At 49.4% G+C, this 26830-nt stretch carries 25 protein-coding genes and 1 tRNA gene; 14 read left to right on the forward strand and 12 right to left on the reverse strand.

Annotated features, from left to right (window positions below; genetic code table 11):
- Window positions 1–187: 187 nt before the first annotated feature.
- Window positions 188–838 carry an N-acetylmuramidase family protein gene (locus tag FHS77_RS10025; protein ID WP_184222929.1) on the forward strand — a complete coding sequence of 217 codons (651 nt, stop codon included), beginning with the start codon at window positions 188–190 and terminating at the stop codon, window positions 836–838.
- Between the two features lie 54 nt (window positions 839–892).
- Entirely contained in the window at window positions 893–1531 is a 639-nt protein-coding gene (locus FHS77_RS10030) for a 2-dehydro-3-deoxy-phosphogluconate aldolase (protein ID WP_184222932.1), read from the forward strand.
- A gap of 38 nt (window positions 1532–1569) precedes the next feature.
- Here FHS77_RS10030 and FHS77_RS10035 read toward each other — a convergent pair whose 3' ends face one another.
- Entirely contained in the window at window positions 1570–2970 is a 1401-nt protein-coding gene (locus FHS77_RS10035) for an outer membrane beta-barrel protein (RefSeq protein ID WP_184222934.1), read from the reverse strand.
- Between the two features lie 234 nt (window positions 2971–3204).
- Between FHS77_RS10035 and FHS77_RS10040 the strand changes: the two genes are divergently transcribed.
- Window positions 3205–4206, forward strand: a complete 1002-nt coding sequence (locus tag FHS77_RS10040; protein ID WP_184222936.1) for a KpsF/GutQ family sugar-phosphate isomerase — start codon at window positions 3205–3207, stop codon at window positions 4204–4206.
- Between the two features lie 49 nt (window positions 4207–4255).
- Here the strand turns inward: FHS77_RS10040 and FHS77_RS10045 are convergent, their stop codons facing one another.
- From FHS77_RS10045 to FHS77_RS10075, 7 genes are all read right to left on the reverse strand, one after another.
- A complete protein-coding gene (locus tag FHS77_RS10045) occupies window positions 4256–4717 on the reverse strand; it encodes an NfeD family protein (RefSeq protein ID WP_184222938.1) in 462 nt (153 codons plus the stop codon).
- A 27-nt stretch (window positions 4718–4744) separates the two neighbouring features.
- Complete coding sequence (locus FHS77_RS10050; protein ID WP_184222940.1) at window positions 4745–5728, reverse strand: SPFH domain-containing protein; 984 nt, start codon at window positions 5726–5728, stop codon at window positions 4745–4747.
- A gap of 57 nt (window positions 5729–5785) precedes the next feature.
- A complete protein-coding gene (gene hemH, locus FHS77_RS10055) occupies window positions 5786–6823 on the reverse strand; it encodes a ferrochelatase (RefSeq protein WP_184222942.1) in 1038 nt (345 codons plus the stop codon).
- Between the two features lie 162 nt (window positions 6824–6985).
- On the reverse strand, window positions 6986–7363 hold the full coding sequence (omp10, locus tag FHS77_RS10060) for an outer membrane lipoprotein Omp10 (protein ID WP_184222944.1): 378 nt from the start codon (window positions 7361–7363) through the stop codon (window positions 6986–6988).
- 129 nt (window positions 7364–7492) lie between these two features.
- Window positions 7493–8185: an aminotransferase class IV family protein gene (locus FHS77_RS10065; RefSeq protein WP_184222946.1), complete on the reverse strand. Its 693-nt coding sequence runs from the start codon at window positions 8183–8185 to the stop codon at window positions 7493–7495.
- Window positions 8137–9285 (reverse strand): aminodeoxychorismate synthase component I, encoded by a 1149-nt coding sequence (locus tag FHS77_RS10070; RefSeq protein WP_184222948.1) that lies wholly within the window; start codon window positions 9283–9285, stop codon window positions 8137–8139. Before FHS77_RS10070 ends, FHS77_RS10065 begins: the two co-directional genes overlap by 49 nt.
- Before the next feature lie 36 nt (window positions 9286–9321).
- Window positions 9322–11121, reverse strand: a complete 1800-nt coding sequence (locus tag FHS77_RS10075) for a M3 family oligoendopeptidase (RefSeq protein ID WP_184222950.1) — start codon at window positions 11119–11121, stop codon at window positions 9322–9324.
- 416 nt (window positions 11122–11537) lie between these two features.
- Between FHS77_RS10075 and mepK the strand changes: the two genes are divergently transcribed.
- A complete protein-coding gene (gene mepK / locus FHS77_RS10080) occupies window positions 11538–13382 on the forward strand; it encodes a peptidoglycan L,D-endopeptidase MepK (RefSeq protein WP_184222952.1) in 1845 nt (614 codons plus the stop codon).
- Window positions 13383–13451: 69 nt separating this feature from the next.
- Here the strand turns inward: mepK and galU are convergent, their stop codons facing one another.
- Window positions 13452–14345: a UTP--glucose-1-phosphate uridylyltransferase GalU gene (galU, locus tag FHS77_RS10085; protein ID WP_184222953.1), complete on the reverse strand. Its 894-nt coding sequence runs from the start codon at window positions 14343–14345 to the stop codon at window positions 13452–13454.
- 299 nt (window positions 14346–14644) lie between these two features.
- Here galU and FHS77_RS10090 point away from each other — a divergent pair, with 299 nt between their 5' ends.
- From FHS77_RS10090 to FHS77_RS10100, 3 genes are all read left to right on the forward strand, one after another.
- Window positions 14645–15883, forward strand: a complete 1239-nt coding sequence (locus FHS77_RS10090; protein WP_184222955.1) for a lytic murein transglycosylase — start codon at window positions 14645–14647, stop codon at window positions 15881–15883.
- 6 nt (window positions 15884–15889) lie between these two features.
- Window positions 15890–17041 (forward strand): SGNH/GDSL hydrolase family protein, encoded by a 1152-nt coding sequence (locus tag FHS77_RS10095; RefSeq protein ID WP_184222957.1) that lies wholly within the window; start codon window positions 15890–15892, stop codon window positions 17039–17041.
- A gap of 115 nt (window positions 17042–17156) precedes the next feature.
- Entirely contained in the window at window positions 17157–18206 is a 1050-nt protein-coding gene (locus FHS77_RS10100; protein ID WP_184222959.1) for a threonine aldolase family protein, read from the forward strand.
- A 65-nt stretch (window positions 18207–18271) separates the two neighbouring features.
- Here the strand turns inward: FHS77_RS10100 and FHS77_RS10105 are convergent, their stop codons facing one another.
- The gene (locus FHS77_RS10105; RefSeq protein ID WP_184222961.1) at window positions 18272–18751 is read right to left on the reverse strand and encodes an Hsp20 family protein; all 480 of its coding nucleotides are present in this window, start codon (window positions 18749–18751) and stop codon (window positions 18272–18274) included.
- A 339-nt stretch (window positions 18752–19090) separates the two neighbouring features.
- Here FHS77_RS10105 and FHS77_RS10110 point away from each other — a divergent pair, with 339 nt between their 5' ends.
- Window positions 19091–19465: an antifreeze protein gene (locus FHS77_RS10110; RefSeq protein WP_184222963.1), complete on the forward strand. Its 375-nt coding sequence runs from the start codon at window positions 19091–19093 to the stop codon at window positions 19463–19465.
- Between the two features lie 200 nt (window positions 19466–19665).
- Window positions 19666–20673 (forward strand): alpha/beta fold hydrolase, encoded by a 1008-nt coding sequence (locus FHS77_RS10115; RefSeq protein ID WP_184222965.1) that lies wholly within the window; start codon window positions 19666–19668, stop codon window positions 20671–20673.
- Here the strand turns inward: FHS77_RS10115 and hisN are convergent.
- Both hisN and FHS77_RS10125 read right to left on the reverse strand, forming a co-directional pair.
- Complete coding sequence (gene hisN, locus FHS77_RS10120) at window positions 20661–21437, reverse strand: histidinol-phosphatase (RefSeq protein WP_184222967.1); 777 nt, start codon at window positions 21435–21437, stop codon at window positions 20661–20663. The genes FHS77_RS10115 and hisN overlap by 13 nt on opposite strands.
- 76 nt (window positions 21438–21513) lie before the next feature.
- Window positions 21514–22377, reverse strand: a complete 864-nt coding sequence (locus FHS77_RS10125) for an N-formylglutamate amidohydrolase (protein ID WP_184222969.1) — start codon at window positions 22375–22377, stop codon at window positions 21514–21516.
- 333 nt (window positions 22378–22710) lie between these two features.
- On the opposite strand from FHS77_RS10125, the gene cpdR reads away from it, so the two are divergent.
- The 5 genes from cpdR (at window position 22711) to paaA (ending at window position 26783) form a co-directional block, all read left to right on the forward strand.
- Entirely contained in the window at window positions 22711–23073 is a 363-nt protein-coding gene (cpdR, locus tag FHS77_RS10130; protein WP_184222971.1) for a cell cycle two-component system response regulator CpdR, read from the forward strand.
- Between the two features lie 119 nt (window positions 23074–23192).
- Window positions 23193–23267, forward strand: a tRNA-Val gene (locus FHS77_RS10135).
- Between the two features lie 324 nt (window positions 23268–23591).
- Window positions 23592–24428: a PaaX family transcriptional regulator C-terminal domain-containing protein gene (locus FHS77_RS10140; RefSeq protein WP_184222973.1), complete on the forward strand. Its 837-nt coding sequence runs from the start codon at window positions 23592–23594 to the stop codon at window positions 24426–24428.
- Window positions 24429–24565: 137 nt separating this feature from the next.
- Window positions 24566–25771, forward strand: a complete 1206-nt coding sequence (pcaF, locus tag FHS77_RS10145; protein WP_184222975.1) for a 3-oxoadipyl-CoA thiolase — start codon at window positions 24566–24568, stop codon at window positions 25769–25771.
- 19 nt (window positions 25772–25790) lie between these two features.
- A complete protein-coding gene (gene paaA, locus FHS77_RS10150) occupies window positions 25791–26783 on the forward strand; it encodes a 1,2-phenylacetyl-CoA epoxidase subunit PaaA (protein WP_184222977.1) in 993 nt (330 codons plus the stop codon).
- The last annotated feature ends 47 nt before the right edge of the window (window positions 26784–26830 follow it).

Genomic DNA, 26830 nt, shown 5'->3' on the forward strand with positions numbered 1-26830 from the left:
ATATTCTTAATTGTCGTAAAATATCTCTAACGCATTGATTTTAATCAATAGCCACGTTCCATCAATTAAACGCGCTTGTTTCTGCCTCTGACGTAGCGCTGAAAAGCACAATTTTCAAGCTTACATTTATCCCCCGCCTGCCAAGATAGACGACAATGGTCTTTTTCAAGCCAGAAAAGGAACATCAATGTTTAACAAGGATACAATCAACGCAGTTCTGACAACCGCTTTTGAATATCAGCTTGATCCGGCTGCTTTGCTGGCTGTTGCCGAAATTGAATCAGGAGGCAGAACCGCCTATCTGGTTAATGGAAAATATGAACCGGCAATCCGGTTTGAAGGGCACTATTTTGACCGCAGACTAACGGGCTCAACCCGTGAGCGGGCGCGCTCAGAAGGTTTGGCGCATCCGTCAGCTGGCAAAATCCGCAATCCTGCCAGCCAAGCTGCCCGATGGGCACTGCTGAACCGCGCCATAAAAATTAACCGGAAAGCCGCGCTCGAATCAACTTCATGGGGATTAGGGCAAGTGATGGGCGCCCATTGGCAGTGGCTGGGCTTCACAAATATTGATGCTCTTGTGGCCCTTGCCCGCAGTTCTGTCTCCGGCCAGATCATGCTGATGACACGGTTTATTCTTCAATCCGGTTTGCAACAAAGCCTGCATAAACAAAACTGGGCGCATTTTGCCAAAAGCTATAACGGGCCTGCTTATGCCAAAAACCAATATGACCTGAAGCTTGAAGCTGCCTGGATCGGTTGGAAAATCCGTCTGGCTCATGAAATGCCGCGGCTTGAAACCAGTATCAGTGTAGACAAACCCATCCCAGCCATTTAAATCGGTTCGTATAAAATTGCAGATGCGGAACAGTTCATAACCACCGGAGCTCACATGTCTCAAAAGATCGATCTTCTCAAGCCAGTGCTTACAGGCCAGCCGGTCATTCCGGTTTTGCTCATCGACAAGGTAGAACATGCTGTTCCGCTTGCGCGTGCGCTTGCTAAAGGTGGTTTGCCTGCCATTGAAATAACGCTTCGCACCGCTGCTGCACTGCAAGCAATCAAAGCTGTTGCCGATGAAGTGCCGGAAGCCATTGTTGGTGCAGGCACAATTCTGGACGCAAAAAACTATCAGGATGCAGTGGCAGCAGGCTCACGCTTTATCGTCAGCCCCGGCGTTACCCGCAATATTCTTGATGCTGCCAATGACAGCGCCGTGCCATTATTGCCAGCCGCCATCACACCGGGCGAAATGTTGAGCCTTCGTGATGAAGGCTATCGTTATTTGAAATTCTTCCCTGCCGAACAATCCGGTGGTGCCGCATTTTTGAAAGCCATGTCTTCGCCATTGGCCGATCTTTCGTTCTGCCCGACCGGCGGCATCAGCCTTGCCAATGCCAATAATTATTTGAGCCTGCCAAATGTGATTTGCGTGGGCGGCTCATGGGTTGCACCTGCAAATCTGGTTGAGGCCGGAGATTGGGATGCCATCACCAAGCTGGCAAGCGATGCCTGCAAGCTAAAAGCATAAAACTGACAAGGAAAAGCCCTGAATTTTCAGGGCTTTTTTTATCGCTGCAATTTCATGCCCACATAAATGCTGTTAGATCGATAGTCGCGTGAAGCCAAATCGCTTTTCATCTGTTCATGACGCAGACGCGCATTGAGCGCTACAAAACGATTGACCCAATAGGTCGCGCCAATTTGCGCACCATATGTATAATCAAAGCCGGTATTGTCTTTATTATCGCGGATACGCGTATCAATCCCTGCTGTCAGTATCAGGTTGGAGCGAATATTATGTTTCACCTCAAGGCTTGCCAGATATAAGAGCGAGCCACTGACATTGGCCGTTGTCGCCCCTTCCACAAGGGTGCGGGCATTAAGTGCCACATCCGTACCGCGCTGCGGAGACCAGTTTACAAGTGCATTAAACGCCAAACCATCCACATTGCGCAAACGGTCATCATCCAGTTGCGAACGTAAATAACCGACCGATAATTCACCGTTGAATTTCTCGCCCAGATCAAACATCAGCCCCGCATTGGCAGCATATTGATTACCGCTGCGCTGAAAACCATTGTGATCATATTTGTCATCATAAATGCGCTTGCCAGCCTCAACCTCGACAAAAGGCTTCAACGCGGCCGACACCTGAAAACCGCCACGAAGCTTCGCACTGACATAATTATTATTGCGGTCACTTTGGCTGATAGTGCCGCCGCCGGTCAAATCCGCATCACCGTAAATATTACGATCAAAGCGTGCATCAGCACGGCCAAAAAGCAGATTTCCTTCCCGCTCAATGCCGACAGTGCCGCTCAATGTATGAAAAAGCGGATTTTCATCAGCAACATCCAGATTGTTCGGGCTGGAAGCACTTTCACGGCGCAACATATAATCAAAACCCAAATTCAAACGGCTTTGATTATCCAGATCAAGACGCAAGCCGCTGTTGAGCAGCAAAAACGGCTCCGATACATCATCGCCGGAAATTGTTTTGATCCAATTGCCCGTCAGATTTAAAAATGCGGCATGGCGCGGTAAATCAGTTTGAATATCCATGCGCAATTGCGTCTCAGACAAAACCGCATTTTTACCGCTACTGCTGTTTTTGGAATTACTGGTCGCGCGTAAGCCCTGCTCCAGCGACGGGCGCAACATAAAATTACCACTGCGGATGCCAAGCGGAGCAAAGGGATTTGCTTCCGGCCTTCCGCCCAAGCCCTGTTCCGGATTTTTCGGCAGATTTTCGCGGCTCGCACGGCTGGGCTCTTCATCCTCATTCTGGATAAAGCGTACCGTTTTCGTGCTTTCCCAAAAGCTTGGTTCTTCAGGCACTTGGGGCAGATTTTGTGCAAAAACAAGGTTTGATGAACCCGCAAAAAAAGCCACAAGCAAAGCCAGTTTCAGTGGCATCTTGCGCACTGAACCTTTCAAGCCAGTTGTGTTTTTTCGCGTTTTAACCATCAAAGCATTCTGCAAACCGGTCAACTCATGGTTTATAAGATCTAACTCTTTATGGTTAATATTCAGTTGCAGGATTTTCTGCGGCAAAATGATTTAAATAATAATTTGAATATCTTGCCTGATATATGTGTTTATAAATACCTATATGGGAAAAAATTAGCTCACGCAGGCTCGTGAACTTCTGCATGCTTTATTATTGGACAAACCCACACGAAAAGCTTATCGGTTCAGACCATGCAAGACTTGATCAGACCTTCCGTTAAAGACGATGCCGAGGCAGCTCTTGCTTCCGCATTAAGAACCCTGAACACCGAGAAAAACGGTTTGTCAGCGCTTGAAGAAGCCCTGCAAAACGGCCTCGCGGCACCTTTTGCCGAAGCTGTCAGGGTGATCGGCGCCAGCAAAGGGCGTCTTATTGTAACCGGCATCGGCAAAAGCGGCCATGTCGGTTCCAAGCTGGCGGCAACTTTTGCCTCCACCGGTACCGCCGCATTTTTCGTCCATTCCGCCGAAGCCAATCACGGCGATCTTGGAATGATCAGCTCTGACGATGTGATTCTCGCCCTTTCATGGTCGGGGGAAACAGCTGAGCTTAAAGGCGTTGTGCAATTTGCCACCCGCTACCGCATTCCGCTGATTGCTATCACCGCTGGTGAAGATTCAGCCCTTGGCCGCGCCGCAACCACCTGCCTGTTGATGCCGCGCGTAACAGAAGCCTGCCCGCATGGTTTGGCACCAACCACCTCAACCTTAATGCAGCTTGCCATCGGTGATGCACTGGCGATTGCACTGCTAGAAGCGCGCAACTTCACCCCTGGTGATTTCCGCACCTTCCATCCGGGCGGTTCACTGGGTGCAAGTCTCACTCATGTCAGCGAAGTGATGCATAAAGGCGACCGCATCCCAACTGTTCCGCTCGGCACTTTGATGCCGGAAGCGATGAAGGTTCTTTCACACAAGCGCTTTGGTTGTGTAGCGGTGCTGGATAGTGACGGTCTGCTGGCCGGCATTGTCACCGAGGGTGATCTGGCGCGTAACCTGCACCGCAATCTGTCTGAACTCAGCGTTGATGATGTGATGACCCGCTCACCGAAGACGGTCAGCCCGAAATCATTGGTCAGCAGCGCGATGAGTATTCTGGAAGAGCACAATATCAGTGTGCTGATTGTGACAGAAGAAAACCGCCCTGTCGGTGTTATCCATTTCCACGATTTGCTGCGCATCAAAGCCGCATAAAACAAAAAGCCCGGGAAAACCGGGCTTTTTTATTTGTCTTTTGATAGCTTTATGCCAGTACTTCCACCTGTAATGCACCCTGATCATAACCAGTAATCAGCACGGATGTGCCAACCGGCATATCTGTGCCGGTGACACGCCAGATCGTGTCATTAATCTTCAACCGGCCGTGACCGTTGACAATCGCTTCAATCAAAACGGCGCGCTGGCCGATCAATTGATCGCCGCGACGGTTGAGCAATGGCTGATCGACTTCGCGCCGGCTTGAGCCTAAAAACCTGCGTCCAACCAGCGGAAAGATAACTGACAATACTAAAAAGACCAAAAGCTGCACTTGCCAGCCAAGCCAGAGCGCACTGCCAGCCACCAGCACCATCGTGCCGGTGACAAGAGCAGCAACGCCAAACCATACCAGAAAAATTCCCGGTAACAGCACTTCCAGAACAAGCAGAATAAGCCCCAGAACGATCCAGCTCCAATGGCCTGATTGCTCAATCAAAGTCACAATCATGATCTGCTCCTGTTCTTAAACGATGGCTTATTTTTTGCCAGTGGATGGAACCGAACGACCACGCTGAGGTGCTGGGTCATTCGCATTGACATCGCTGCCGGAACCAAAAACTTCCTTGGCAATCGCACCAATACCACCGAGCGAGCCAATCAATGAGCTTGCCTCCAATGGCATCATCACGATCTTATTGTTCTTGGAACTGCCAATCTCAATCAACGCTTCGGTATATTTCTGCGCAATGAAGTAGTTGATCGCCTGCACGTTACCATCAGCAATCGCATCGGAAACAAGCGAGGTCGCTTTCGCTTCCGCTTCAGCCAGACGTTCGCGGGCTTCCGCCTCACGATATGCTGCTTCACGCTTACCTTCCGCTTGCAAAATCTGTGCCTGCTTCAAACCTTCCGCGCGTAAGATCTGCGCATTACGGTCACCTTCAGCTTCCAGCACCTGCGCACGTTTATCACGCTCGGCCTTCATCTGACGACCCATCGATTCAATCAGGTCTTTCGGCGGGTTAATGTCTTTGATCTCAACACGGGTCATTTTAATGCCCCATGAATGCGCCGCATCATCCACCACATGCAACAAGCGCTCATTGATGGTATCGCGGTTGGAAAGCAATTCATCAAGATCCATCGAACCCATCACGGTACGGATATTGGTCATGGTGAGGTTAAGGATCGCATAGTTCAGATCAGAAACTTCATAAGCTGCCTGCGCTGCATTCAGGATCTGATAAAAAGCCACACCATCAACGCTCACTGTGGCATTATCGCGGGTGATGACTTCTTGCGTCGGCACATCCAGCACCTGCTCCATCATATTGAGCTTGGCGCCGATACGATCAAAGAAAGGCACGATCAGGTTAAGCCCCGGTGCGAGCGTGCGAGTGTAACGACCAAAGCGCAGCACCGTATAATGGTAACCTTGCGGCACAGTTTTTACGCCGGAAAACAGCGTAATCAGCACCAAAAACCCAAAAATAACTAATACGAGATCAAAACCAGTCATCGTAAAACCTTTTAAAACAGCCTCTGCATGGGAATGCAGAGGCTAAACAATTGATTTTTATACCCAACCTTGCAATTCGCGGCGCACCAGCGTCTCAATAACTTTCATACCATCTTCTGTGTCGTTAAGGCACGGAATATGGCTAAAATTAACGCCGCCATTTTCATGGAATTCTTCCGCTGCTTCATTGCCGATTTCATCCACTGTTTCGAGGCAGTCAACCACAAAGCCCGGATTGAGCACAGCCATTGATTTTACGCCCTGCTTGGCAAGTTCAACAACCGTTTCATCCGTATAGGGCTGCAACCATTCTTCCGGCCCGAAACGCGACTGGAAGGTGCTGCGATATTTCTTATCATCATAGCCCAAACGCGCCTGCAACAAACGTGATGTTTCGTAGCATTGCTCCGGATAAGGATCACCCTTTTTCGCGTAGCTCTGCGGAATGCCATGATAAGAGGCCAAAATCACTTCCGGCTCAAAATCAAGGCTGGCGACATGCTTCTCAATTGAGCGCGCCAATGCTTCAATATAAACCGGCTCCGTCTGATAAGAAGGCACCACACGCACGGCAGGCATAAAGCGCTTTTTCATCAGAGCTTCAAAGAACTTGTCGTTTACCGTTGCGGTGGTGGTCGCAGAATATTGCGGATAGAGCGGGAACATCACAATACGTTCACAGCCCTGTGCCAATAATTTATCGGTCACGCTCTCGATTGAAGGCTGGCCATAGCGCATTGCCCAATCAACAATCACATTGTCATAATCTTTAAGGGCTTCAGCAAGCTTCTCGCTTTGCGAACGCGTATAGGTGCGCAGCGGTGATTCATTCTTTTCGCGATTCCAGATACGGGCATATAAAGCACCGGATTTTTTCGGACGTGTCATCAGCACAATACCGTAAAGAATCGGCAGCCAGATAGCGCGCGGCCATTCGATCACGCGTTTATCGGTCAAAAACTCAGCCAGATAACGACGCATTGGCTTATAATCAGTACCATCCGGTGTTCCCAGATTAACCAGCAAGACACCCACTTTCGGCTGTGGCACCTTCTCAATATCCGGATTGATGTAAGCTAAATCATTCACGCTCATTGTCTGTCTCCTATATTGCCCGAAAACTAGACAAATCCGGACAAATTTCAATACCGTCCTAAACTGAACCACTAAATAAGCAAATGTTTAAACACGCATCACATCAAAAAGCCGCCCTTTTTACGGAGCGGCTTAATAAAAATCCGGCAATACGCTTAAAATTTAAGCACTGCGCTGCAAGGAGAACTGCGCACCTGCCGAAGATGTGCAATTAAGCTGCCCCTGTGAAACCAGTGCACAATTCACTTTAGAAACCGTTCCGCGTACCAGCGAGCGCATTTCAATTTCTACCAGACGCGGCGACTGATAACGATAGCTGCCTTCCGCAAGTTTTTCATTGGTGTCGGTAGTGCGGGTGATGAAAACACCACCATTAAAGCTGGAGGTAATACCATTGGCATCAACCCAATTGCCATCAATACCGGCAGCATTGACCTGCGGGGCAATACGACCGCCATCATAAATGGGTGCCTGTGTCTGACAGGCTGCAACAGCAAAACCCAGTGCGGCCAGTGTTGCCATAGTGCGGAAGCGTTTCATTTTAAGCTCTCCCGAAAAAAATCTTCAATCTGTTGATGATACCAAACAATCCGCAAAACAAGTCCTGTTTTTAAAGGAACTGATTTGTGTTGCAGTTCTGCCGCATCAATCAAAACGTGGTTGCAAGCCTTATAAAGTCGCAAAACAACAAGACAAGTCTGCTTTTATCATACCACGCAATGAATTGCCGACGAAAATTTTTTGTGCATTACGCAAATCGTCCAAAGTCAAAATTGCTTGCCTGACAACATTCTTGCGCAACAACTCCTCACGCAAAATACCCGCCAGCAAACCGCAGGAAATATCAGGCGTCACACAGGTCTTATCACCTATCTCTAAAAATACTGTCGTAATCGTGCCCTCGCACAATTGCCCCAAATCATTGAACAACAAGACCTCGTCAACTTCCTCGCGTGAAAACTCTTCACGCGCAGCGACATAAAGCGCGCGCCTTGTGGTTTTGTGTTGCAGCAACGGATCATCATGACGAAGCCTAGTTTTAGCAATGCCGAGCCGCCAAACGGTTTCCGCAGGCAGTGCTTCGAATGGCGCTGTTTCAATATCAATCACACCATCCGGATCAAGCGTCAGGCGCACTCGCAAAGCTTTGTTGCCCTGCCCTTTGGCCGCCAATTGGCGCCTGACCGCCGGCATATCCAACGGAAAGCCCAGAGCCCGGGCGGAATTTTCCAACCGCTGCAGATGCAGTTCCAGCCGCAAAAAATCTGCATCCGGCTCATAACGCAGTGTTTCAATGAGCTGGAAGGCAGGCTTCATTGCTGCAATTCCTGATCCATCACATAACGGGCTTTCAACAGACATTCTGCATATTCCTCCTCTGCGGTTGAATCAAAGATAACACCGCCTCCGACATTCAGAATAGCCTGCCCGTCGTCAAACAGCGATATCGTTCTGATCGCCACATTGAAGCGCATCTCGCCACTGGGCGCAATCCAGCCAAGTGACCCGCAATAAATATCACGCGGGGCTTGTTCCAGCTCACGTAATATATGCATCACGCTGATTTTGGGGGCACCCGTGATAGAACCACAAGGAAAAAGTCCGGCAAAAATATCGCGCAAACGCAAATCCGGTTTCAACCGCGCCCGCACACGGCTGATCATCTGATGCACGGTTTCAAAACGCTCTACGGCAAAAAGTTCCGGCACATCAAGGGTTCCGGTTTCGCTGATCAGTGAAATATCATTGCGCAGCAAATCAACAATCATCCGGTTTTCGGTCTGATTTTTCGGATCATTTTTCAAAAAATCACGCCAATAATCATCTTCTTCAGCTGTTTTACCGCGTGGGGATGTGCCTTTCATCGGATGGGTCTCAATCCAGCCGTCTTTATCCACTTCGAAAAACAATTCCGGCGAGCGCGACAGAATAATAGGCGCAGAACTTGCGGAACCGAAATTACAATAACAGGCATGACCAACCTGCTGGCGTTTCGACAATTCATTAAAAAGCGCAAAAGGATCACCGTCCCATTGTGCTTTGATCGGAAAAGTCAGATTGCCCTGATAGCAATCACCAGCGCGCAAATGATAATGCAGTCGCTCGAACTTTTGGCGATACTCTTCCAACGTCCATTCGGGGCGAAAATCATAAATGCGCGCCGCATCAGCGGTTGGCATCAGCGGCATATCAACCGGTTTTTCAAAGACGCCAAAGGACAAAAGCGGCGCTTTTCGCCCCTCAGGCAGGCTTTGTCGCAATTGCGGTTCTAATAAATAGCCCGCCTCATAGGACAAAAACCCTGCAAGCCAAAAGCCGTCCTCATGCGCTTGCTGGCAAGCTTGAAAAGCGGCCTCAAACGCCTGCGGCTCACTGGCTTCGATAATAAAGAGAGGAGCCGCGAAAGACATTTCGCGGCCCTTTTTCTCATCTTTAAAAAGAATAACGGGGTCGTTTATCATTTAAAACAACTCATGTTTAAAACAATGTCTGGCCGCTTAATTCTCCATTGCTTCCAATTCGTCGATAATCGATTCAATTACTGACAGACCTTTCTGCCAGAAATTCGGATCGGTCGCATCAAGGCCGAAAGGTGCAAGCAATTCACTATGATGTTTGGTGCCACCAGCTTTCAACAGGTCAAAATATTTTTGCTGGAAGCCTTCATCCGCATTTTGATAAACCGCATAAAGTGAATTTACCAGACAATCACCAAAAGCATAAGCATAAACATAAAACGGTGAATGGATGAAATGCGGGATATAGGTCCAGAAGGTTTCATAGCCCGGATTAATATGAACCGCTTGGCCTAAGCTTTCATGCTGGATTTCAATCCAGATTTCACCAATGCGCTCAGCGGTTAATTCACCCTGCGCACGCTCGGTATGGACGCGGCGCTCAAACTGATAAAACGCAATCTGGCGCACAACCGTATTGATCATGTCTTCCGCTTTTTGCGCCAGCATAGCTTTGCGCTCACGCTTATCAGTGGTTTTGGCCAGCAATGAGCGGAAAGTCAGCATCTCACCAAAGACCGATGCGGTTTCAGCCAAGGTCAAAGGTGTTGATGCCATCAAAGCGCCCTGACGCGCAGCCAGAACCTGATGGACGCCATGACCAAGTTCGTGCGCCAAAGTCATCACATCACGCGGCTTGCCCATATAATTGAGCAACACATATGGATGGGCAGAAGGCACAGTCGGATGAGCAAATGCACCTGGTGCCTTGCCGGCACGTACCGGTGCATCAATCCAGTTTTTGTCAAAAAACTCTTGCGCAATATCAGCTATTTCCGGTGCAAAACCCCGATAGGCCGAAAGCACGGTTTCGCGCGCTTCATCCCAGCTGATCAGCGCCTGCGGTGTTTCCGGCAATGGCGCATTACGATCCCAGTTTTCCAATCGTTCAAGGCCGAGCCACTTGGCTTTCAAAGCATAATAACGATGTGAAATGCGCGGATAAGCATCGGTCACAGCTTGCGCCAAAGCATCAACCACTTCGCGCTCAACGCGGTTGGCAAGATGGCGGCTGTCGGCAATATCTTCAAAACCGCGCCAACGATCAGAAATTTCTTTATCTTTGGCCAGTGTATTGGTGATCAGCGTAAAGATACGCATATTGGCGGCAAAGGTTTTTGCCAAAGCATCAGACGCCGCCTTGCGCACTGCACCATCGGCATCCTGCAACATGTTGAGCGTCGGCTCAATCGCCAGTTCCTGACCATTCACCTCAAAGCGCAAAGACGACATGGTTTCGTCAAACAAGCGATTCCATGCGCTATAGCCGGTCACTGATTTTTCATGCAGCAAATGCTCGATACGGTCTTCAAGCTGGTATGGTTTATCTTTACGCAGATCCACCAGCCACGGACGATAATGACCGATAGCCGGATTACTCTCAATCGCCGCATCCAGCACCGCATCATCAATGCGGTTGAGTTCCAGCGTGTAAAAAATCAATGGCGTGCTGGCATCAGTCAGTTTTTGCTGCACATCACCATAAAGCTTGGCGCGGTTTGCATCACTGGTATCGCCATAATAGTAGAGACCGACATAAGAGCCGATACGCCCCATCAGCTCGCTTAAATCTTCATAGGCCTGAATACTGAGCGCAAAATCACCGCCATCCGGCTTCAACAATTCTTCATTGAGCTTGCCAGCCCAGCGCTGTTCAAAAGACTTGGCGTCTGTGAAGCATTTCTCAATATCACGCGACAGTTCCGGCGCATCAGGACCCTTATAAAGATCATCCAGATTCCATTCAGGTAATAGGCCGAGTTTACTGTTTGCACCGCTCATTGAGGGTCTCCTGTGATCGATTCTATTGAAGGCTGGTTAAGGCCATAATCTCTGTTTTAAGCCTTACACTGCTTCGCTTCATTGTTGAGTAAAATTAATCATTAGTTTGATGATTCGCACAAACTATGCCCCGTCAATGCCTTTTAATGTCCACTCATGCAGATTTGACGCAGGCATTTTGATTTTTTCATAAAAATAAGCTTGCACCCTGTAAATAGTGACATTTTAGGCAAAAACACTGGTAAATTGCGGCGAAAACCTGTTAATAGTTTGTTAACCACCGTGAAATTAGATGCTGAACTGTGTCTTTTTCGCCATAGTACCAACGCAATTGATGTTCACTAAGCCTCCATTAACCAATAAATCCGATACTCATCAGTGATCCGACTGAAAGAACGGTAAGGCTACACGAATTGATGGACAGCACCTTGATTATCAAAACGGGATATAACCGCATCAAAGCAAAGTTCCTGCGCTGCATTATTGCAGGCGCGGCTTTAGCGGTTACTGCTACAACAGTTATGATGCCAAATGTTGCTTCGGCTGAAACCCGTAGCCTGAAACTTTATTATGTGCATACCGGCGAGCGCGCCGAAATCACATTTAAAAAGAATGGCCGCTACCTGAAAGACGGTCTGCAAAAGCTTAACGTATTTTTGCGTGACTGGCGCCGCAACGAACCGACAAAGATGGATCCGCGTCTGTTCGATCTGGTCTGGCAGGTGCACAAAGCTTCCGGCTCATCCAATTACATTACAGTTGTATCTGCCTATCGTTCTCCGGCGACCAACTCTATGTTGCGCTCCAAAACCAGCGGTGTTGCTAAAAACAGTCAGCACACTCTTGGTAAAGCAATGGACTTTTTCATTCCCGGCGTGCAGCTGTCAAAGCTGCGCCAGCTGGCTATCCGCTATCAAGTTGGTGGTGTTGGTTATTATCCAAAATCCGGCTCGCCATTCGTCCATCTGGACGTAGGTGGTGTTCGCGCATGGCCACGTATGAGCCGCAAGGAATTGCTGGCTCTTTTCCCGGATGGCAAAACCGTCCACATTCCTTCTGATGGCAAGCCATTGCCAGGCTATAAACAAGCCTTAGCTGAAGTCGAACGTCGTAAATCATCAGGCAGTAATATTGTTGTTGCCAGTGCAGCTCCATCAAAAAAACGCAGCGCCACATTGTTTGGCGCCCTGTTTGGCGGCGGCGCTGATGAAGAAGAAGATGTGAACGATGACAATATGCGCGCCGCTACGCCAGCGCGCCGTCCGGCTGCTGCTGCGCCTCGTCCATCCGCCCCGACAGCTCCGGCCGTTGTTCCGGCTCCAACGCCTGCACCTGTTCCGGCAGAGCCGCTCATCGCAGCCTTGCCAGCACGTAATGTACCACTGCCTGTTGGTGCACCGCGCCCGGCAGCCCCTGTTGCTGCCGTAGCTGCGGCTCCTGCTCAACCGGCAGAGCCAGACAATATTCCTTTTGCCGTTGCGGCTGCACCGGTTGAAGCGCAAAATAATGCAATCGCCCACAGCATCATTCCGGTTCCGGCTCGTCGCCCTGCCACTGCTGTTGAAAATGCCATTGCAATGGCTGCGGCTATCGAACCGAACGAACAGATCGCTGATGCAGCGCCAGCAATGCTGACCGGTTTTGTACCGGTTCCGGCAAATCGTCCGGCAAGCCTTTCCGGTGAAGTACAGATGGCAGCCGTTTCAAATAATGATGCCATTGCCGATCTTCTAAAGAATGAGCAAGCCGCAACCACAATGCCGGTTCCGGCCAGCCGTTCCGCTAGCCAGCAGCTTGCAGCTATTGCTTCACAAGGCGAGCTGATCGCCCCCCCTGCTGATGATGATTTTGCACCGGCTAAAACCGTTCCGGCTTCAAAACCAGCCGCCGCAGCACCAGCCCCTGTTGTTGCAGTAAAGGACGCGCCGAAAAATAATGTTCAGGTGGCAAGCCTCAACACACAATCACGCACCACTGCAAAATCGGCCAAACCAAGTGCGAACAGAGCAAAAACCAATAAAGCAGCGATTGTGCAGCCTGCAACAGCACCTGTTTCGCAATTGGCCATGTCATCTGAATCTGTTGCCAATGCTGTACCTGTGACCAATCCGGTTTTGCGCAACGATGCGATGCGTGAAGCGCCGGCCATGGTTTACACCGCTGGTTTCCAGCGCGATATTCCATCCACCGATCGCGCCAGCAGCTTCAGCGGTCAGGCTGTCACTTTCTTGTCAGTTGCTAAGTTTAAAACTGCCAACTGACCTTAAAACCAAATATGAAAAAGGGGCTTAAAAGCCCCTTTTTTTATGCCTGTCATCAAGGTGAACTGGTCACTTTGCCTCAATTGTCTTGAGCAAATGCTCAATCGAATATTCCACATTCGGGCGGATATCATTGCGCCACAAGGCAAATGCCACATTAGCCTCGATGAAACCTTCTTTTGAGCCACAGTCAAAAGTCAGTCCCTGATAATTGAAGCCAAAGAATTTTTGTTCATCAGCCAGTTTCAGCATCGCATCGGTGAGCTGAATTTCATTGCCGGCACCTTTTTCCTGCTTGCTGAGCAGATCAAAAATTTCAGGCTGCAAAATGTAACGGCCATTGATGTAAAGATTGGAAGGTGCAGTGCCTTTTGCCGGTTTTTCCACCATTTTGTTGATTTCAAAACCATTAGCAACGCTCTCGCCCTGCCCGACAATACCGTATTTATGAGCGTCTTTCGGATCACATTCCTGCACAGCGATGATATTGCCGCCGGTTTGTTCATAAAGGGCAACCATATCGGCCAGGCATCCACGTTCCGACTGCATCACCATATCGGGCAAAAGCAATGCGAAAGGCTCGTTACCAACCAATTCACGTGCACACCAAACGGCATGGCCAAGACCTAACGGCACCTGCTGGCGGGTAAAGCTCGTCGTGCCAGGTTGCGGCTGCAACTGTTGCATATGCTCCAGTTCTGCTGTTTTACCGCGTTCCTGCAAGGTTGTATAAAGCTCAACCTGCGCATCAAAATAATCTTCGATGACCGCTTTGTTGCGTCCGGTGACAAAGATCAGGTGTTCAATACCGGCTTCACGTGCTTCATCGACCACGTATTGAATAACCGGCTTATCAACCACCGTCAGCATTTCTTTCGGGATGGATTTGGTCGCGGGCAAAAAGCGCGTTCCCAAACCGGCAACCGGAAAAACTGCTTTACGGATTTTTTTCACTGAACTCATGTCACTCCTCAGTCCATCGAACCAATCAGGATTAAAACTTAGCCTAGCTTATTATATAAAGATTTCGACTACTTAATGCAAAATGCAGCATTAAGGCATTTGTTCCATCACTTTAAATGTGTGCCTTTAACACTTGTATCTGAGCGGTGCATAAAACTTCATCTGAAAACGCATTATTTTCAATTTTCAGGCGCATGGTAAACTAAATACTAACCAGCATATGTTAAAACCTGCTAAAGTGAGGTCACACAGGCTTCATCCGTTTGACAGCCCCTAAAAGAGAAGGGAAACACAGAAACATGCTGCGATTTCCATTCACAGTGAAAGAAGTCTCTAAAAGCAAGATTGCGCTTTCCGGCGCGATGCTAGCTATTTTGATGGGATTATCAACTGCGCCCGCTTCCGCCGACGCAAAATTTCGTCAGTGGGTCGCAAGTTTTCGCACGACAGCCATTCAAAATGGTGTCAATGCACGCGTTTACGATCAGGCTTTTGCAGGTGTGAATGCACCTGACCCGGAAGTTTTACGCAAAGCCCGTTATCAACCGGAATTTGTCGACCCAATCTGGAATTATATCGATAACCGGGTGAACGAACAGTCGGTTGCCACCGGTCAGGCAATGGCGCGCAAATGGGGCCCGTGGCTGCAACGGATTGAACAGCGTTTTGGCGTTGACCGTAATGTCTTGCTCGCCATCTGGTCGATGGAAAGCAATTACGGCGAAATCCTCAAACGCGACGATGTCATGATGGATACCATCCGCTCGCTGGCAACGCTTGCATATGCGGATCCAAAACGCGCCAAATTCGGCCGCACCCAGCTAATTGCTGCGATGAAAATCTTACAAACCGGCGACATCGACCGTAAACATCTGTCGGGTTCATGGGCAGGTGCGCTTGGCCACACCCAGTTTATTCCGACAAGCTATCAGGCTTATGCCGTTGATATGGACGGAAATGGCAAACGCGACATCTGGAACTCTGTCCCTGATGCCTTGGGCACAGCCGCCAGCCTACTTGCACGTAATGGCTGGCAGTCGGGCCAAACATGGGGCTATGAAGTCATTTTGCCTGCCGGTCGCAAATTCCCGTCCGGCTCACTCACAGTTGCAGAATGGGAAAAACTAGGGCTGAAGCGAGCCAATGGCCGCCCGTTCCCGCGCCCGAACGAAAAGGTTACTTTACGTGTTCTTGATGGCCGTGAAGGCCCTGTTTTCCTGATGGCGAAAAACTTCTCAGTCATCAAGCGCTATAACAATGCTGATAAATATGCGCTGGCAGTTGGCCTTTTAGCTGATCGTATCGGCGGCTATCAGGGCTTGGTGCGTGACTGGAATCGTCCATTCACCCCCATCACCATGAATGAGCGCGAAGAGCTGCAAAACCATCTGAAAGCCCTTGGCTATTATGATGGTAAAATTGATGGCAAAATCGGCTCAGGTTCCCGTGCAGCCATTGAAGCTTTTCAAAGACGTAATGGTTTAAGCGCTGACGGCCATCCAAGCAAAGAAGTCTTAAACGTCTTACGCAGACGATAAAACATCATGTCTCGTTTATTCAAAACGACTACAAAAAAAGCCTCGCTGACTTATCTTTTGTCGGCGGGGCTTCTGGCTTTTCCACTCCTGCTGCCTCAAACCACTCCGGCGCAATCGCAAACGCTTTTCGACATGTTATTTGGCGAGAAAAAAGCCGCGCAACCACCGCCACCACCTAAAAAAGCTGCACCACAGCGCGCAGTTCGCCCCAAAAAGCAAACATCGCCAGCTTCGCGTAAACCTGCTACGGTTCAAATTCCCATTCCTGTCCCCGCCCCTAAACACCTGGTGCAAAAGCTGGAAGATGCCCAAAACGTTCTGGTGCTTGGTGACTTCTTAAGTTCAGGTCTGGCCAATGGTTTGGGGGAGGCTTTCAGCGACAACCCGTCCGTACGCATCACCGATCTCTCAAATGGATCATCTGGCTTTGTGCGTCAGGACTATTATAATTGGAACCAATCCGTCCAGACTTTGCTGGAGCAGGAAAAACCCGCTGCCGTCATCATGATGATTGGTGCTAATGACCGCCAAACGATGGATTCCAATGGCAAAATCCGCATTTTTGCCAGCGATGAATGGAAAGCTGATTATCAGGCGCGTATTGAGCAATTTGTCTTAAGTGTACAAAAAACCGGCTATCCGCTTATCTGGGTAGGTCAACCGCCTTATGCTTCCCGTGATATGTCTAAAGACATGCTGGCACTCAATGAAATTTACCGGAAAACCTCGGAAAATACAAAAATAAGCTTTGTCGATATCTGGGATGGCTTTGCCAATGAAGACGGCGACGGAGCGATCACCGGTCTTGATATTAACGGTCAGGAAGCACAATTGCGCAGCCCTGATGGCATCGGCCTCACCACGGCCGGCAAAAGAAAACTGGCTTTTTATGTCGAAAAACCTTTAAAAAAAGTATTGAGTAATACCGAGCAGCAACAGGATCCGGCAGCGTCTGCTTCCAGCGAAGCCGCCCCCGCTGCGCCATCCCGTATAGATCGTGTACCCGCAGTAAGCTTGCGCGATTATGGCGCCGATCATAGCGGCATCTTGCTTGGCGGAGTGCCTGCTCCTGCACAACCAAAAACGCACAAAAACGATAATCTTTACAGCCCCTATCCGGAGCGCGCCGATTATTTCCGCACCATCACGAATAAATGATCATAAGCTTATAGAAGCTCTGGACGGCTTTCATTTGCCAAGGCATAACACTTGGCAATATGTGCCGGAAGACTGATACAACCGGCAATCAAGCCTGATATATATGGAGACAACCTTGCATTTTGCATCCGATAACTGGGCAGGCGCTCACCCGACCATTGCAGAAAGTCTCGCACAGCATGCCGGTGGTTTTGCTGCCGCTTACGGCACCAGCGAACTCGACAAAAAGGTCGAACAGCGCTTCAATGAATTATTCGAACGCGAAGTTGCCGTTTATTTTGTCGGCACCGGCACCGCTTCCAACTCGCTGGCTCTGGCCAGTGTGAATCGTCCCGGTGGTGTTACACTTTGCCATCGCGAAGCCCATGTGATTGAAGATGAATGTGGCGCACCGGAATATTTTACCGGTGGTGCGCGTTTGCATCCTGTCGACGGCGCAAATGGCCGTATTGATCCGGCAAATCTGCGCAAAGAGCTGAAGCGCTTCAATCCGGCCTTTATCCACGCCGGACAACCAATGGCGGTGACCTTCACGCAAGCCACCGAAGTCGGCACACTTTATTCGCTCGGCCAGATTGCCGAACTATCCTCCATTTGTAAGACGCACAATCTGCCGCTGCACATGGATGGCGCGCGTTTTGCCAATGCGCTGGTCTCGCTTGATGTGTCGCCTGCCGAAATGACATGGCGTCAAGGGGTTGATATTGTTTCATTTGGCGGCACCAAAAACGGTTGCTGGTGCGCCGAGGCACTCGTCTTCATGAACCCTGACCGCGCCAAGGATTTACCATTTATCCGTAAACGTGCAGCCCAGCTCTTCTCCAAAACCCGCTTCATTGCAGCACAATTTGATGCCTATTTGCAAGATGATCTATGGTTGGATCTGGCGCGCCATTCCAACAAACTGGCGCAAAAACTGGCCGCTCATATTGATGCTTCAGCGCAGGTGCGTCTGGCTTGGAAACCACAAGCCAACGAAGTTTTCGCAATCATGAAACAAACCACTTATGACCGTTTGCAAAAAGCGGGCGTTATTTTCTACGATTGGAACCCGCCGCATTCCGAAGCGGATAAGATCAGTGAAGGCGAAATCTTCACCCGTTTTGTCACCAGCTTTGCCAATACGGAAGCAGAAGTCGATCAGTTCGGCGCGCTAATTGCCTGAAAATAAATAAATGACAAAAAACGCCCCGATGACACCAGCCATCGGGGCGTTTTTATATAGGCTTATTAATGCTTGGACGAATTTACATTCGCTTCAATCTGCGTGCCATTGGGCGAGCCTTGGGTCACCTCAATTTTGCGCGGTTTCATCTGCTCAGGAATTTCCCTGATCAGATCAATATGCAGCAAGCCGTTTTTCAGGCTGGCACCTGAGATTTCCACGAAATCCGCAAGCTGGAAACGACGCTCGAAAGCCCGCGAGGCGATGCCGCGATAAAGCACTTCACTGGTATGTTCACCCTGATCTTCGGACTTTTGACCCTTAACAGTCAGCTGATTGCGATGGGCTTCAATTTCGAGTTCGTTTTCAGAAAAACCGGCAACAGCCATAGTTATGCGATAATTATTTTCGCCTGTGCGTTCAATATTATAAGGCGGATAGCTCTGCGCGCCTTCTGCTGGCTGTGCCAGCGAATCGAACATGGAAAACAGACGGTCAAAACCGACAGTGGAACGGTACAGTGGGGAAAAATCTACGTGACGCATGAGTAAAGCCCTCCTTAAGAGCGACAAAGTTTGCGTAATTGGCGGCAGAACTCCCGATGTGGCGAATTCCTCTTGCCGGTAGCCCCTTAAGTGGCGGCTACAGCAATGATGTGGGAACCGTTTTTCAGCTTTTCAAGTCTGATTTGTGCAAGTTTTTACTACATTAAGCATTGCGGTCAAAAACAGTTCACATCGATGAACACGAGATGAACAAGCACTTCTGACTTCATTCAGGCAGTGGCTTTTATAGTCAGATCATCAACAAGACGGGCAAACGGCCTCCAAAGCGCCCCCTCAAACCGTAAAGTCTTGAACATTAGAAGCTGAAGGACATTGAAGATGAAAAAAGCACTTATCACTTTTGCAGCTCTGGCAACCATTATCACCGGTTTTTCGCTGCCAGCTGCTGCGGCTCCGGCCAGCGATCTGACAGTTCAGGTTCATTCTTCATGGAACGATCGTGGGCGTTATGACCAGCGCCACGGCTGGAAAAAGCAGCATAACAGACGCTACCAAATGATGAACCAGCGCGAAGTAAGAAGAATGCTTTATCGTCAGGGCTATCGCACCCACGATATCCGCCAGCAGCGCAGCGATTACTATGTCCGTGCCCGCAACCATAAAGGCCGTCAGGTGATGCTGATCGTTAATGGTTATAGCGGAAAAATTGTCGGTCAGCGCTATATCGGCCGCCCGCATTTCAACCGCACATAAAGTCTTGGTTACCTGATAACGTCCCTTATCAGGCAACCAACAAACCGGAGCGGATAGTTTTTCTATCCGTTCCGGTTTATTTTTTAAAAAAACAAGCTAAAATCTGGTTGAGTTTCACTGGTTGAAAACTTGGCAATACTTCATTTCTTATTTTTCTAAATACCAAACGAAATCAATTCCTTCACCCGAAAGGCCTTCATGTGACAACGCCCGCCCGAACAGATACACATGAAAGCCCGGAAGAAATTTTATTCGATACCGCTGACAATCTGAAGCCGAAAGAACTTCAGGCCGGATTTATCGACACAAAAGACCATAAAAAACTGCGCTATGCATTGGTGCCGTCGCACCCTGTCCACAAACAGGGAACGGTTATTTTGCTGCACGGGCGCAATGAGTGTATCGAAAAATATTACGAAACCATTGATGATCTTCATATGCGCGGCTTTCATGTCGCCACGATGGATTGGCGTGGCCAGGGCCATTCGGAACGCCTGATCAAAGATAAAAATCGTGGTTTCGTACGCCGGTTTAAAGATTATACCGATGATTTAGAGCAATTTCTCAACGAGATTGTGCTCAAAAACTGCCCTGCCCCTTTTTATGTTTTGGCACATTCCGCAGGTGGCCTCATTGCATTAAGCTCCATGGCTCATCTTGCACCCCATATTGAGCGCATCGTACTTGCCGCTCCCTTGCTGGGCTTTCCCGCCAAACGTTTTTCCGACACAAATTTGCGCCGGATAAGCCGCTTTATGCAACTGTCAGGTTTGGGAAAAATCTATGCCAGACGGGGTGTGATACCCGGCCATAAACGTGAATTTATCGGCAATGTTCTGACCAGCGACGAACAGCGTTATCAACGTAACCAGCAAATCATTTATGATTGCTCCAGCTTAGGTCTTGCCGGCCCGACATTTACGTGGGTTTCTAACGCCCTGCGCGCTATTCAAATGCTAAATCTACCGAAAAATTTAAGCGCTCCCAAAATCCCCACGCTGTTCATTCTGGCCGGAGCTGACACGGTTGTTTCCAGCCGCGCAGCAGAAGATTATGCCCGTCAAATTCGCGGCGCGACATCCATCACCATTGATGGTGCGCGCCACGAATTAATGCAGGAGGACGATCATTACCGGCAGCAATTCTGGGCAGCTTTCGATGCCTTTATTCCAGCCGGCGCTCAACAGACTAAGGATCAGCCCAAATAAGTTGCAATAGCCTGTTTATGCAGTTCCGGTGTGGCAGCAGCAATGACATCACCACCCTCTTCCGCAGGCCCGCCATCAATTTGCGTAATCACACCACCCGCCTGCTCAATGATCGGAATAAGTGCAACAATATCATAAGGTTGCAATCCGGTTTCAATCACCACATCGGCAAAGCCTGAAGCCAGCATCGCAAAAGCATAGCAATCCACGCCATAGCGTGTCAGCCGTGCTTGCCTCTGAAGCCGCTTGAAAGCCTCATATTTTTTGTCCTTAAACAGCGACGGTGTTGTGGTGAAAAGCGTTGCCTCACTTAATGCAGTCGTGCCACGGGTTTTCAATGTGCGCAGCGATGCCGAACCATGGCAAAGATAAGAGCCTTTACCATCGCTAAAATAAAGCTCACCCGTAAAAGGCTGCGACATCATTCCGGCTTTGGCATCGCCATCAATAGTAAGCCCCACCAGTGTGCCCCAAATAGGCAAGCCGGAAATGAAGGCGCGTGTGCCATCAATCGGATCAATCACCCAGACATGGCTTTGATCAGTATTATGCGCACCATATTCTTCACCCAAAATGCCATGATCAGGAAACTCTTCACCAATCACCGCACGAATGGCGCGCTCAGCCGCACGATCTGCTTCCGTCACGGGGTCAAAACCGACCGTATATTTATTATCAATCTCATTAAACTGACGAAACCGTGGCAAGCTTTCCGCCGCTGCCGCATCGGCCAATTTTTGAAAAAACGTCTGATTAATAAGCACGCCCGCTCTCCCTGTATCAATCTTTGACATTTGATTTATAGAAAGCCGCAAGCTTTGACTACTCATGAAGTATCAGCTATTCCGCAGCCAGTTGCGAATAGCCCAAAACACTATCAGGCAAAGCGGTTAAATCACTTAAAAAACTATATAAATCACGGCGCAGAAGGTCAAAACTTACAAACTTTTCCAGCGTCTTCTCATTCATGTAAAGGCCGCGATTCATCTCTAATTGCAGCGCATGAATATTTTCAGCCGGTTTGCCATAATGTTCAGTGATAAATCCGCCCGCATAAGGCTTATTATAAGCCACATCAAATCCATAATTTTGCAGCAAATCGAGTGTTGCTGCTGCAAGGCCGATATGACAAGCGCGCCCAAAGCGATCACCAATAATAAAATCGGCACGTCTTGAACCGGATTGCTCGGCTCCTGCAGGCATAGAATGACAATCAATCAGCACCGCATAGCCAAATTTATCACGGGTTTTGTCCAACAATTCGCTCAACTGCGCATGATAAGGCTTATAAAGCTTCTCAATACGGTCGAGCGCTGATTGCAGCGGGATTTTGCCCGGATAAATCAACCGTCCCTCGCCGACATTGCGTGGCACAGTGCCCAAACCACCCGCAACACGCGCCGAATGGGTATTGGCATATGCAGGCACAGCTTCAAAAAACATCCGCTGATCCAGCTCATAAGCCTCACGATTAACATCCAGATAAGCGCGCGGAAAACGTGCCCGCAATAAAGGCGCCCCCAGTAAAACGGCTGACGCATATAATTCATCCACATAGCAATCTTCAGATGAACGGATAGTCAGCGGATCAAGTGCAGAGGCCTCCAAAAAACTGTCAGGATAATGCGATCCGCTATGAGGGGAATTAAACACAAACGGAATAAGTTGTTCGGCCGGAGCCAAAACATCAAATGCCGGTGTCATTAAAAAGTCATCATACACAGCAGCTGATCCGTTTGTTATGCGCCTTCCTGTTTCACCGCGCCCCTTAAAAAACTTGGAGTTGGAAAATCAGGTATTTTCAATTTTACGAATATTTAGAGCATCCAAACAAGCTTTGCACCTTCAATTTTGCATCATAATTTCGACAAATCTCGTAATTAAGAGCCGCATTTTAAAGTTTTGGGCGTTTTATTAGCGAAAATTCATTCCATATTTACCTAAAAGGGTTTTGCTAGAGGGCAAAATCTATTGAGTCGCAACGGGTGCTTGCCCCCAAAGCATCAGCCTGAAGCGACAAGACACTCGGACGGACCAATGAAGAGAATCCTTCTTGCTGAAGACGACAATGATATGCGCCGCTTTCTGGTCAAAGCACTGGAAAAGGCTGGCTATCATGTAACCCACTTTGACAACGGCGCCAGCGCTTACGAGCGTTTGCGGGAAGAGCCATTTTCTCTTCTTCTGACCGATATTGTCATGCCGGAAATGGATGGTATTGAGCTTGCACGCCGTGCGACCGAGATCGATCCGGATCTGAAAGTGATGTTCATCACCGGTTTTGCAGCGGTTGCGCTCAATCCCGATTCGGATGCGCCTAAGGATGCCAAGGTACTTTCGAAGCCTTTCCATCTGCGTGATCTGGTGAATGAAATCGAAAAGATGCTGATTGCGGCTTAATTCATGAAAAAACAGCGTGTTTTTTCCACGCCTTTGAAAAGACACGCTAAAAAATCGAAAAATATTGATAAAGGGCATTGACGAGCGCATTCTGATATGGTGTATGCGCTTCATCGAATGGGCGTATAGCTCAGCGGGAGAGCACTACATTGACATTGTAGGGGTCATAGGTTCAATCCCTATTACGCCCACCATTCGATCCTCAATAAAAATCCATTACAATTTAAGCCGGTTCACTTGCTGATAAACTGCAATATGCCTGTTGTATATCATCAATCACGCCTTAGTTTTTCATAAAAAATACTGCTGATTTTACCAGCATTCAAATAAGCTTTTGCCAAAACGTGACATAAGCAAAGTAAAGCTTGGCACACCTTATGTAAGCATCTTTCTTTGCTGGTTTTGCTATCTCAACGCAGTTGGTTTATGAAAGTTTCAAGAAAACATCATCTTTATCTGCACAGGCAATCCCCTGTTGCAGTTGCTTTTCTCGTGCTTCAAGTGAAAGTAAAACATCCATGACCGTCGACAACGTCATTAAAAATCTGCTCAAAGATCAGGAATTACGGGCAGCAGCTTTTATTGTCACAGTCTATGGCGATATTGTTTTACCGCGTGGCGGCGTGTTTTGGACAGGCTCCTTAATCGAGATTTGCAATCGTGCGGGTTTGAGTGAATCAGTGGTTCGAACTGCTGTTTCGCGATTAGTTACTGCCAATCGCCTCAAAGGCGAGCGCAACGGACGCCGCAGTTACTACAGCCTTGATGTTTCTTCGCGCGCTGAGTTTGAACAAGCGGCTAAGCTCCTCTATCAACCCGATCAGGAACCGAAAGGCTGGCAAATTATTTATGCGCCTGATTTAACCGATGCCGATGCCGCGCGCCTTCGCATGGGACGGATGGGATCAGCCATTTTTATCCGCCCTGATCGCGGACAGGCTTTGCCGGAAAACGCACAAATCCTGCGCGCACAAGACCCCGATGACATGGGCTGGCTGGCGCAGTTCTGGGATTTGAGCCAGATCCATCAGCGTTATTGCGATTTAATTGCCCGCTTTGAACCGCTTTATCAACGCGCCGATGCGCTATCGCCGGAAAACGCATTAATGGTACGGCTCATTCTGGTGCATATGTATCGTGGTGTTTTGCTGCGCGATCCGCGCTTACCGCTCAACGCATTGCCCCAAGACTGGCAAGGGCACACAGCCCGCAATTTATTCCGTAATCTCTATCTGGCACTTAGCCCGAAAGCTGAAAACTGCATCGCTGCTCTCTGTGAAGGCGTTGACGGTGTTTTACCGGCAAGCACCGATGAAACGCGCTTGCGTCAGCAAGGGCTGTTAATTGCCGAATAAAAAAGCTCTGATTTTCAAAACATTACAACAATTCTAAAAATTCTCTTGCATTGTAATGTTTCATCCTCTTATACTCTGACCAAGCGGTCGATGAATGAGGAGATTCTTCCGCTCTCAGGGTAGGAAGGAATATATCCATGCAAGATGCTTTTATCTGCGATGCAGTGCGTACTCCAATTGGTCGGTATGGCGGAGCGCTTGCTTCCGTTCGTGCGGATGATCTTGCAGCACTGCCGCTCAAAGCCCTTATCGAGCGCAATCCTTCGGTCAACTGGTCAGCCGTTGACGATCTGATTTACGGTTGCGCCAATCAGGCTGGTGAAGACAACCGCAATGTCGGCCGTATGGCTGCTCTCCTCGCAGGCCTGCCAATCAGCGTTCCGGGCACCACGGTTAACCGTCTTTGCGGCTCCGGTATGGATGCAATTGGTATGGCAGCCCGTGCTATCCGCGCAGGTGATTGCGATTTCGTGATCGCCGGTGGCGTTGAGAGCATGACCCGCGCCCCATTTGTTATGCCTAAAGCAGAGAGCGCATTTTCCCGCAGCAATGCGGTTTATGACACCACCATTGGCTGGCGTTTTGTTAATCCGGCCATGAAAGCAAAATTCGGCGTTGATACAATGCCGGAAACCGCCGATAATGTGGCTGGCGACTTTAATATTTCGCGTGAAGATCAGGATGCTTTTGCTGCGCGCAGTCAGGCACGTTGGGCGATTGCGCAAGCCGCAGGCCTCTTCAATGACGAGATCGCTCCGGTGACCATTACACCACGTCGCGGCGATCCGATTATTGTTGCGGAAGATGAGCACCCGCGCCCTGGCACAACTGTTGAAGCGCTTGCAAAACTGAAAGCCATCAACGGCACTGATCTGACAGTTACAGCCGGTAATGCTTCCGGCGTTAATGACGGTGCAGCAGCCTTAACAATCCTCTCAAGCGAGGCTGCCAAAGCGCAGGGGCTTACCCCTAAAGCGCGCATCGTTTCCATGGTTGCGGCCGGCGTTGAACCGCGCATCATGGGTATCGGCCCCTCACCTGCTGCCAAAAAAGTTTTGGCGCGTGCGGGTCTCACCATTGATCAGATGGATGTGATCGAGCTCAATGAAGCTTTTGCCAGTCAGGCATTGGCAACATTGCGTGATCTCGGCCTGCCGGATGATGCAGAACATGTTAATCCGAACGGCGGCGCGATTGCGATCGGTCATCCGCTCGGCATGTCGGGTGCACGTCTGGTGGCAACCGCCATGTATCAGTTACACCGCACCGGCGGGCGCTATGCATTGTGCACCATGTGCATCGGCGTTGGTCAGGGCATTGCAATCATCATCGAACGCGTGTGAGCAGGAAGGACATCTTAATATGTATGCACAGCTCGTAACGTCTGAAGGCGCCAAAGACCGCACTGATATGAGCCCGGAGGAAATTGCGTTTCAGGAACGCATTGACCGTGGTGAAAAGATTGAACCAAAAGAATGGATGCCGGAAGGCTACCGCAAAACCCTGATCCGCCAGATCGGCCAGCACGCCCACAGTGAAATTGTCGGGCAGCTGCCGGAAGGCAACTGGATCACCCGCGCACCGACACTGGAACGCAAAGCCATTTTGCTGGCCAAAGTGCAGGACGAAGCCGGTCACGGTCTTTATCTCTATTCAGCCGCAGAAACCCTCGGCGTTTCACGCGATGAATTGCTGGAACGTCTGCATGCAGGCAAGATGAAATATTCCTCCATCTTCAACTATCCAACCCTCAACTGGGCCGATATGGGCGCCGTAGGCTGGCTGGTTGATGGTGCGGCAATTATGAATCAGGTGCCGTTGCAGCGTACATCTTATGGGCCCTATAGCCGTGCGATGATCCGCATTTGTAAGGAAGAATCCTTCCATCAGCGTCAGGGCTATGCCGTAATGATGAAGATGGCTTCCGGTACACCGGATCAAAAGCGCATGGCGCAGGATGCCTTAAACCGTCTTTGGTATCCGGCACTGATGATGTTTGGTCCGTCGGATAAAGATTCCGTCCACTCCGTTCAGTCGATGGCGTGGAAAATTAAGATGAATACCAATGACGAGTTGCGTCAGAAATTCGTCGATCAGACCGTACCGCAGGCCGAATATTTAGGCCTGACCGTGCCGGATCCTGACCTGAAATGGAACGAGGAAAAAGGCGGTTACGACTTTACCGAGCCAAATTGGGAAGAGTTTTTCAACGTCATTAACGGCAATGGCCCGTGCAATGCCGATCGTCTCGGTGCGCGCGTTAAAGCCTGGGATGATGGTGCATGGTTCCGCGAAGCACTGGTTGCGCATGCGGAAAAAGTTGATGCACGCGCTGCACGTGTAGCCGCTGAATAAGCGGCACACAAGCCCTCAAAACGAATTCAAGTGCCACAAAGTCAAGG

It is taken from the genome of Paenochrobactrum gallinarii (assembly GCF_014205685.1).
Lineage (GTDB): Bacteria > Pseudomonadota > Alphaproteobacteria > Rhizobiales > Rhizobiaceae > Paenochrobactrum > Paenochrobactrum gallinarii.

Excerpts from the sequence above, each read along its gene's own strand:
- FHS77_RS10025 (WP_184222929.1), top strand. The coding sequence starts at position 188 with ATGTTTAACAAGGATACAATCAACGCAGTTCTGACAACCGCTTTTGAA.
- FHS77_RS10030 (WP_184222932.1), top strand. The coding sequence starts at position 893 with ATGTCTCAAAAGATCGATCTTCTCAAGCCAGTGCTTACAGGCCAGCCG.
- FHS77_RS10035 (WP_184222934.1), bottom strand. The coding sequence starts at position 2,970 with ATGGTTAAAACGCGAAAAAACACAACTGGCTTGAAAGGTTCAGTGCGC.
- FHS77_RS10040 (WP_184222936.1), top strand. The coding sequence starts at position 3,205 with ATGCAAGACTTGATCAGACCTTCCGTTAAAGACGATGCCGAGGCAGCT.
- FHS77_RS10045 (WP_184222938.1), bottom strand. The coding sequence starts at position 4,717 with ATGATTGTGACTTTGATTGAGCAATCAGGCCATTGGAGCTGGATCGTT.
- FHS77_RS10050 (WP_184222940.1), bottom strand. The coding sequence starts at position 5,728 with ATGACTGGTTTTGATCTCGTATTAGTTATTTTTGGGTTTTTGGTGCTG.
- hemH (WP_184222942.1), bottom strand. The coding sequence starts at position 6,823 with ATGAGCGTGAATGATTTAGCTTACATCAATCCGGATATTGAGAAGGTG.
- omp10 (WP_184222944.1), bottom strand. The coding sequence starts at position 7,363 with ATGAAACGCTTCCGCACTATGGCAACACTGGCCGCACTGGGTTTTGCT.
- FHS77_RS10065 (WP_184222946.1), bottom strand. The coding sequence starts at position 8,185 with ATGTCTGTTGAAAGCCCGTTATGTGATGGATCAGGAATTGCAGCAATG.
- FHS77_RS10070 (WP_184222948.1), bottom strand. The coding sequence starts at position 9,285 with ATGATAAACGACCCCGTTATTCTTTTTAAAGATGAGAAAAAGGGCCGC.
- FHS77_RS10075 (WP_184222950.1), bottom strand. The coding sequence starts at position 11,121 with ATGAGCGGTGCAAACAGTAAACTCGGCCTATTACCTGAATGGAATCTG.
- mepK (WP_184222952.1), top strand. The coding sequence starts at position 11,538 with ATGGACAGCACCTTGATTATCAAAACGGGATATAACCGCATCAAAGCA.
- galU (WP_184222953.1), bottom strand. The coding sequence starts at position 14,345 with ATGAGTTCAGTGAAAAAAATCCGTAAAGCAGTTTTTCCGGTTGCCGGT.
- FHS77_RS10090 (WP_184222955.1), top strand. The coding sequence starts at position 14,645 with ATGCTGCGATTTCCATTCACAGTGAAAGAAGTCTCTAAAAGCAAGATT.
- FHS77_RS10095 (WP_184222957.1), top strand. The coding sequence starts at position 15,890 with ATGTCTCGTTTATTCAAAACGACTACAAAAAAAGCCTCGCTGACTTAT.
- FHS77_RS10105 (WP_184222961.1), bottom strand. The coding sequence starts at position 18,751 with ATGCGTCACGTAGATTTTTCCCCACTGTACCGTTCCACTGTCGGTTTT.
- FHS77_RS10110 (WP_184222963.1), top strand. The coding sequence starts at position 19,091 with ATGAAAAAAGCACTTATCACTTTTGCAGCTCTGGCAACCATTATCACC.
- FHS77_RS10125 (WP_184222969.1), bottom strand. The coding sequence starts at position 22,377 with ATGACACCGGCATTTGATGTTTTGGCTCCGGCCGAACAACTTATTCCG.
- cpdR (WP_184222971.1), top strand. The coding sequence starts at position 22,711 with ATGAAGAGAATCCTTCTTGCTGAAGACGACAATGATATGCGCCGCTTT.
- FHS77_RS10140 (WP_184222973.1), top strand. The coding sequence starts at position 23,592 with ATGACCGTCGACAACGTCATTAAAAATCTGCTCAAAGATCAGGAATTA.
- pcaF (WP_184222975.1), top strand. The coding sequence starts at position 24,566 with ATGCAAGATGCTTTTATCTGCGATGCAGTGCGTACTCCAATTGGTCGG.
- paaA (WP_184222977.1), top strand. The coding sequence starts at position 25,791 with ATGTATGCACAGCTCGTAACGTCTGAAGGCGCCAAAGACCGCACTGAT.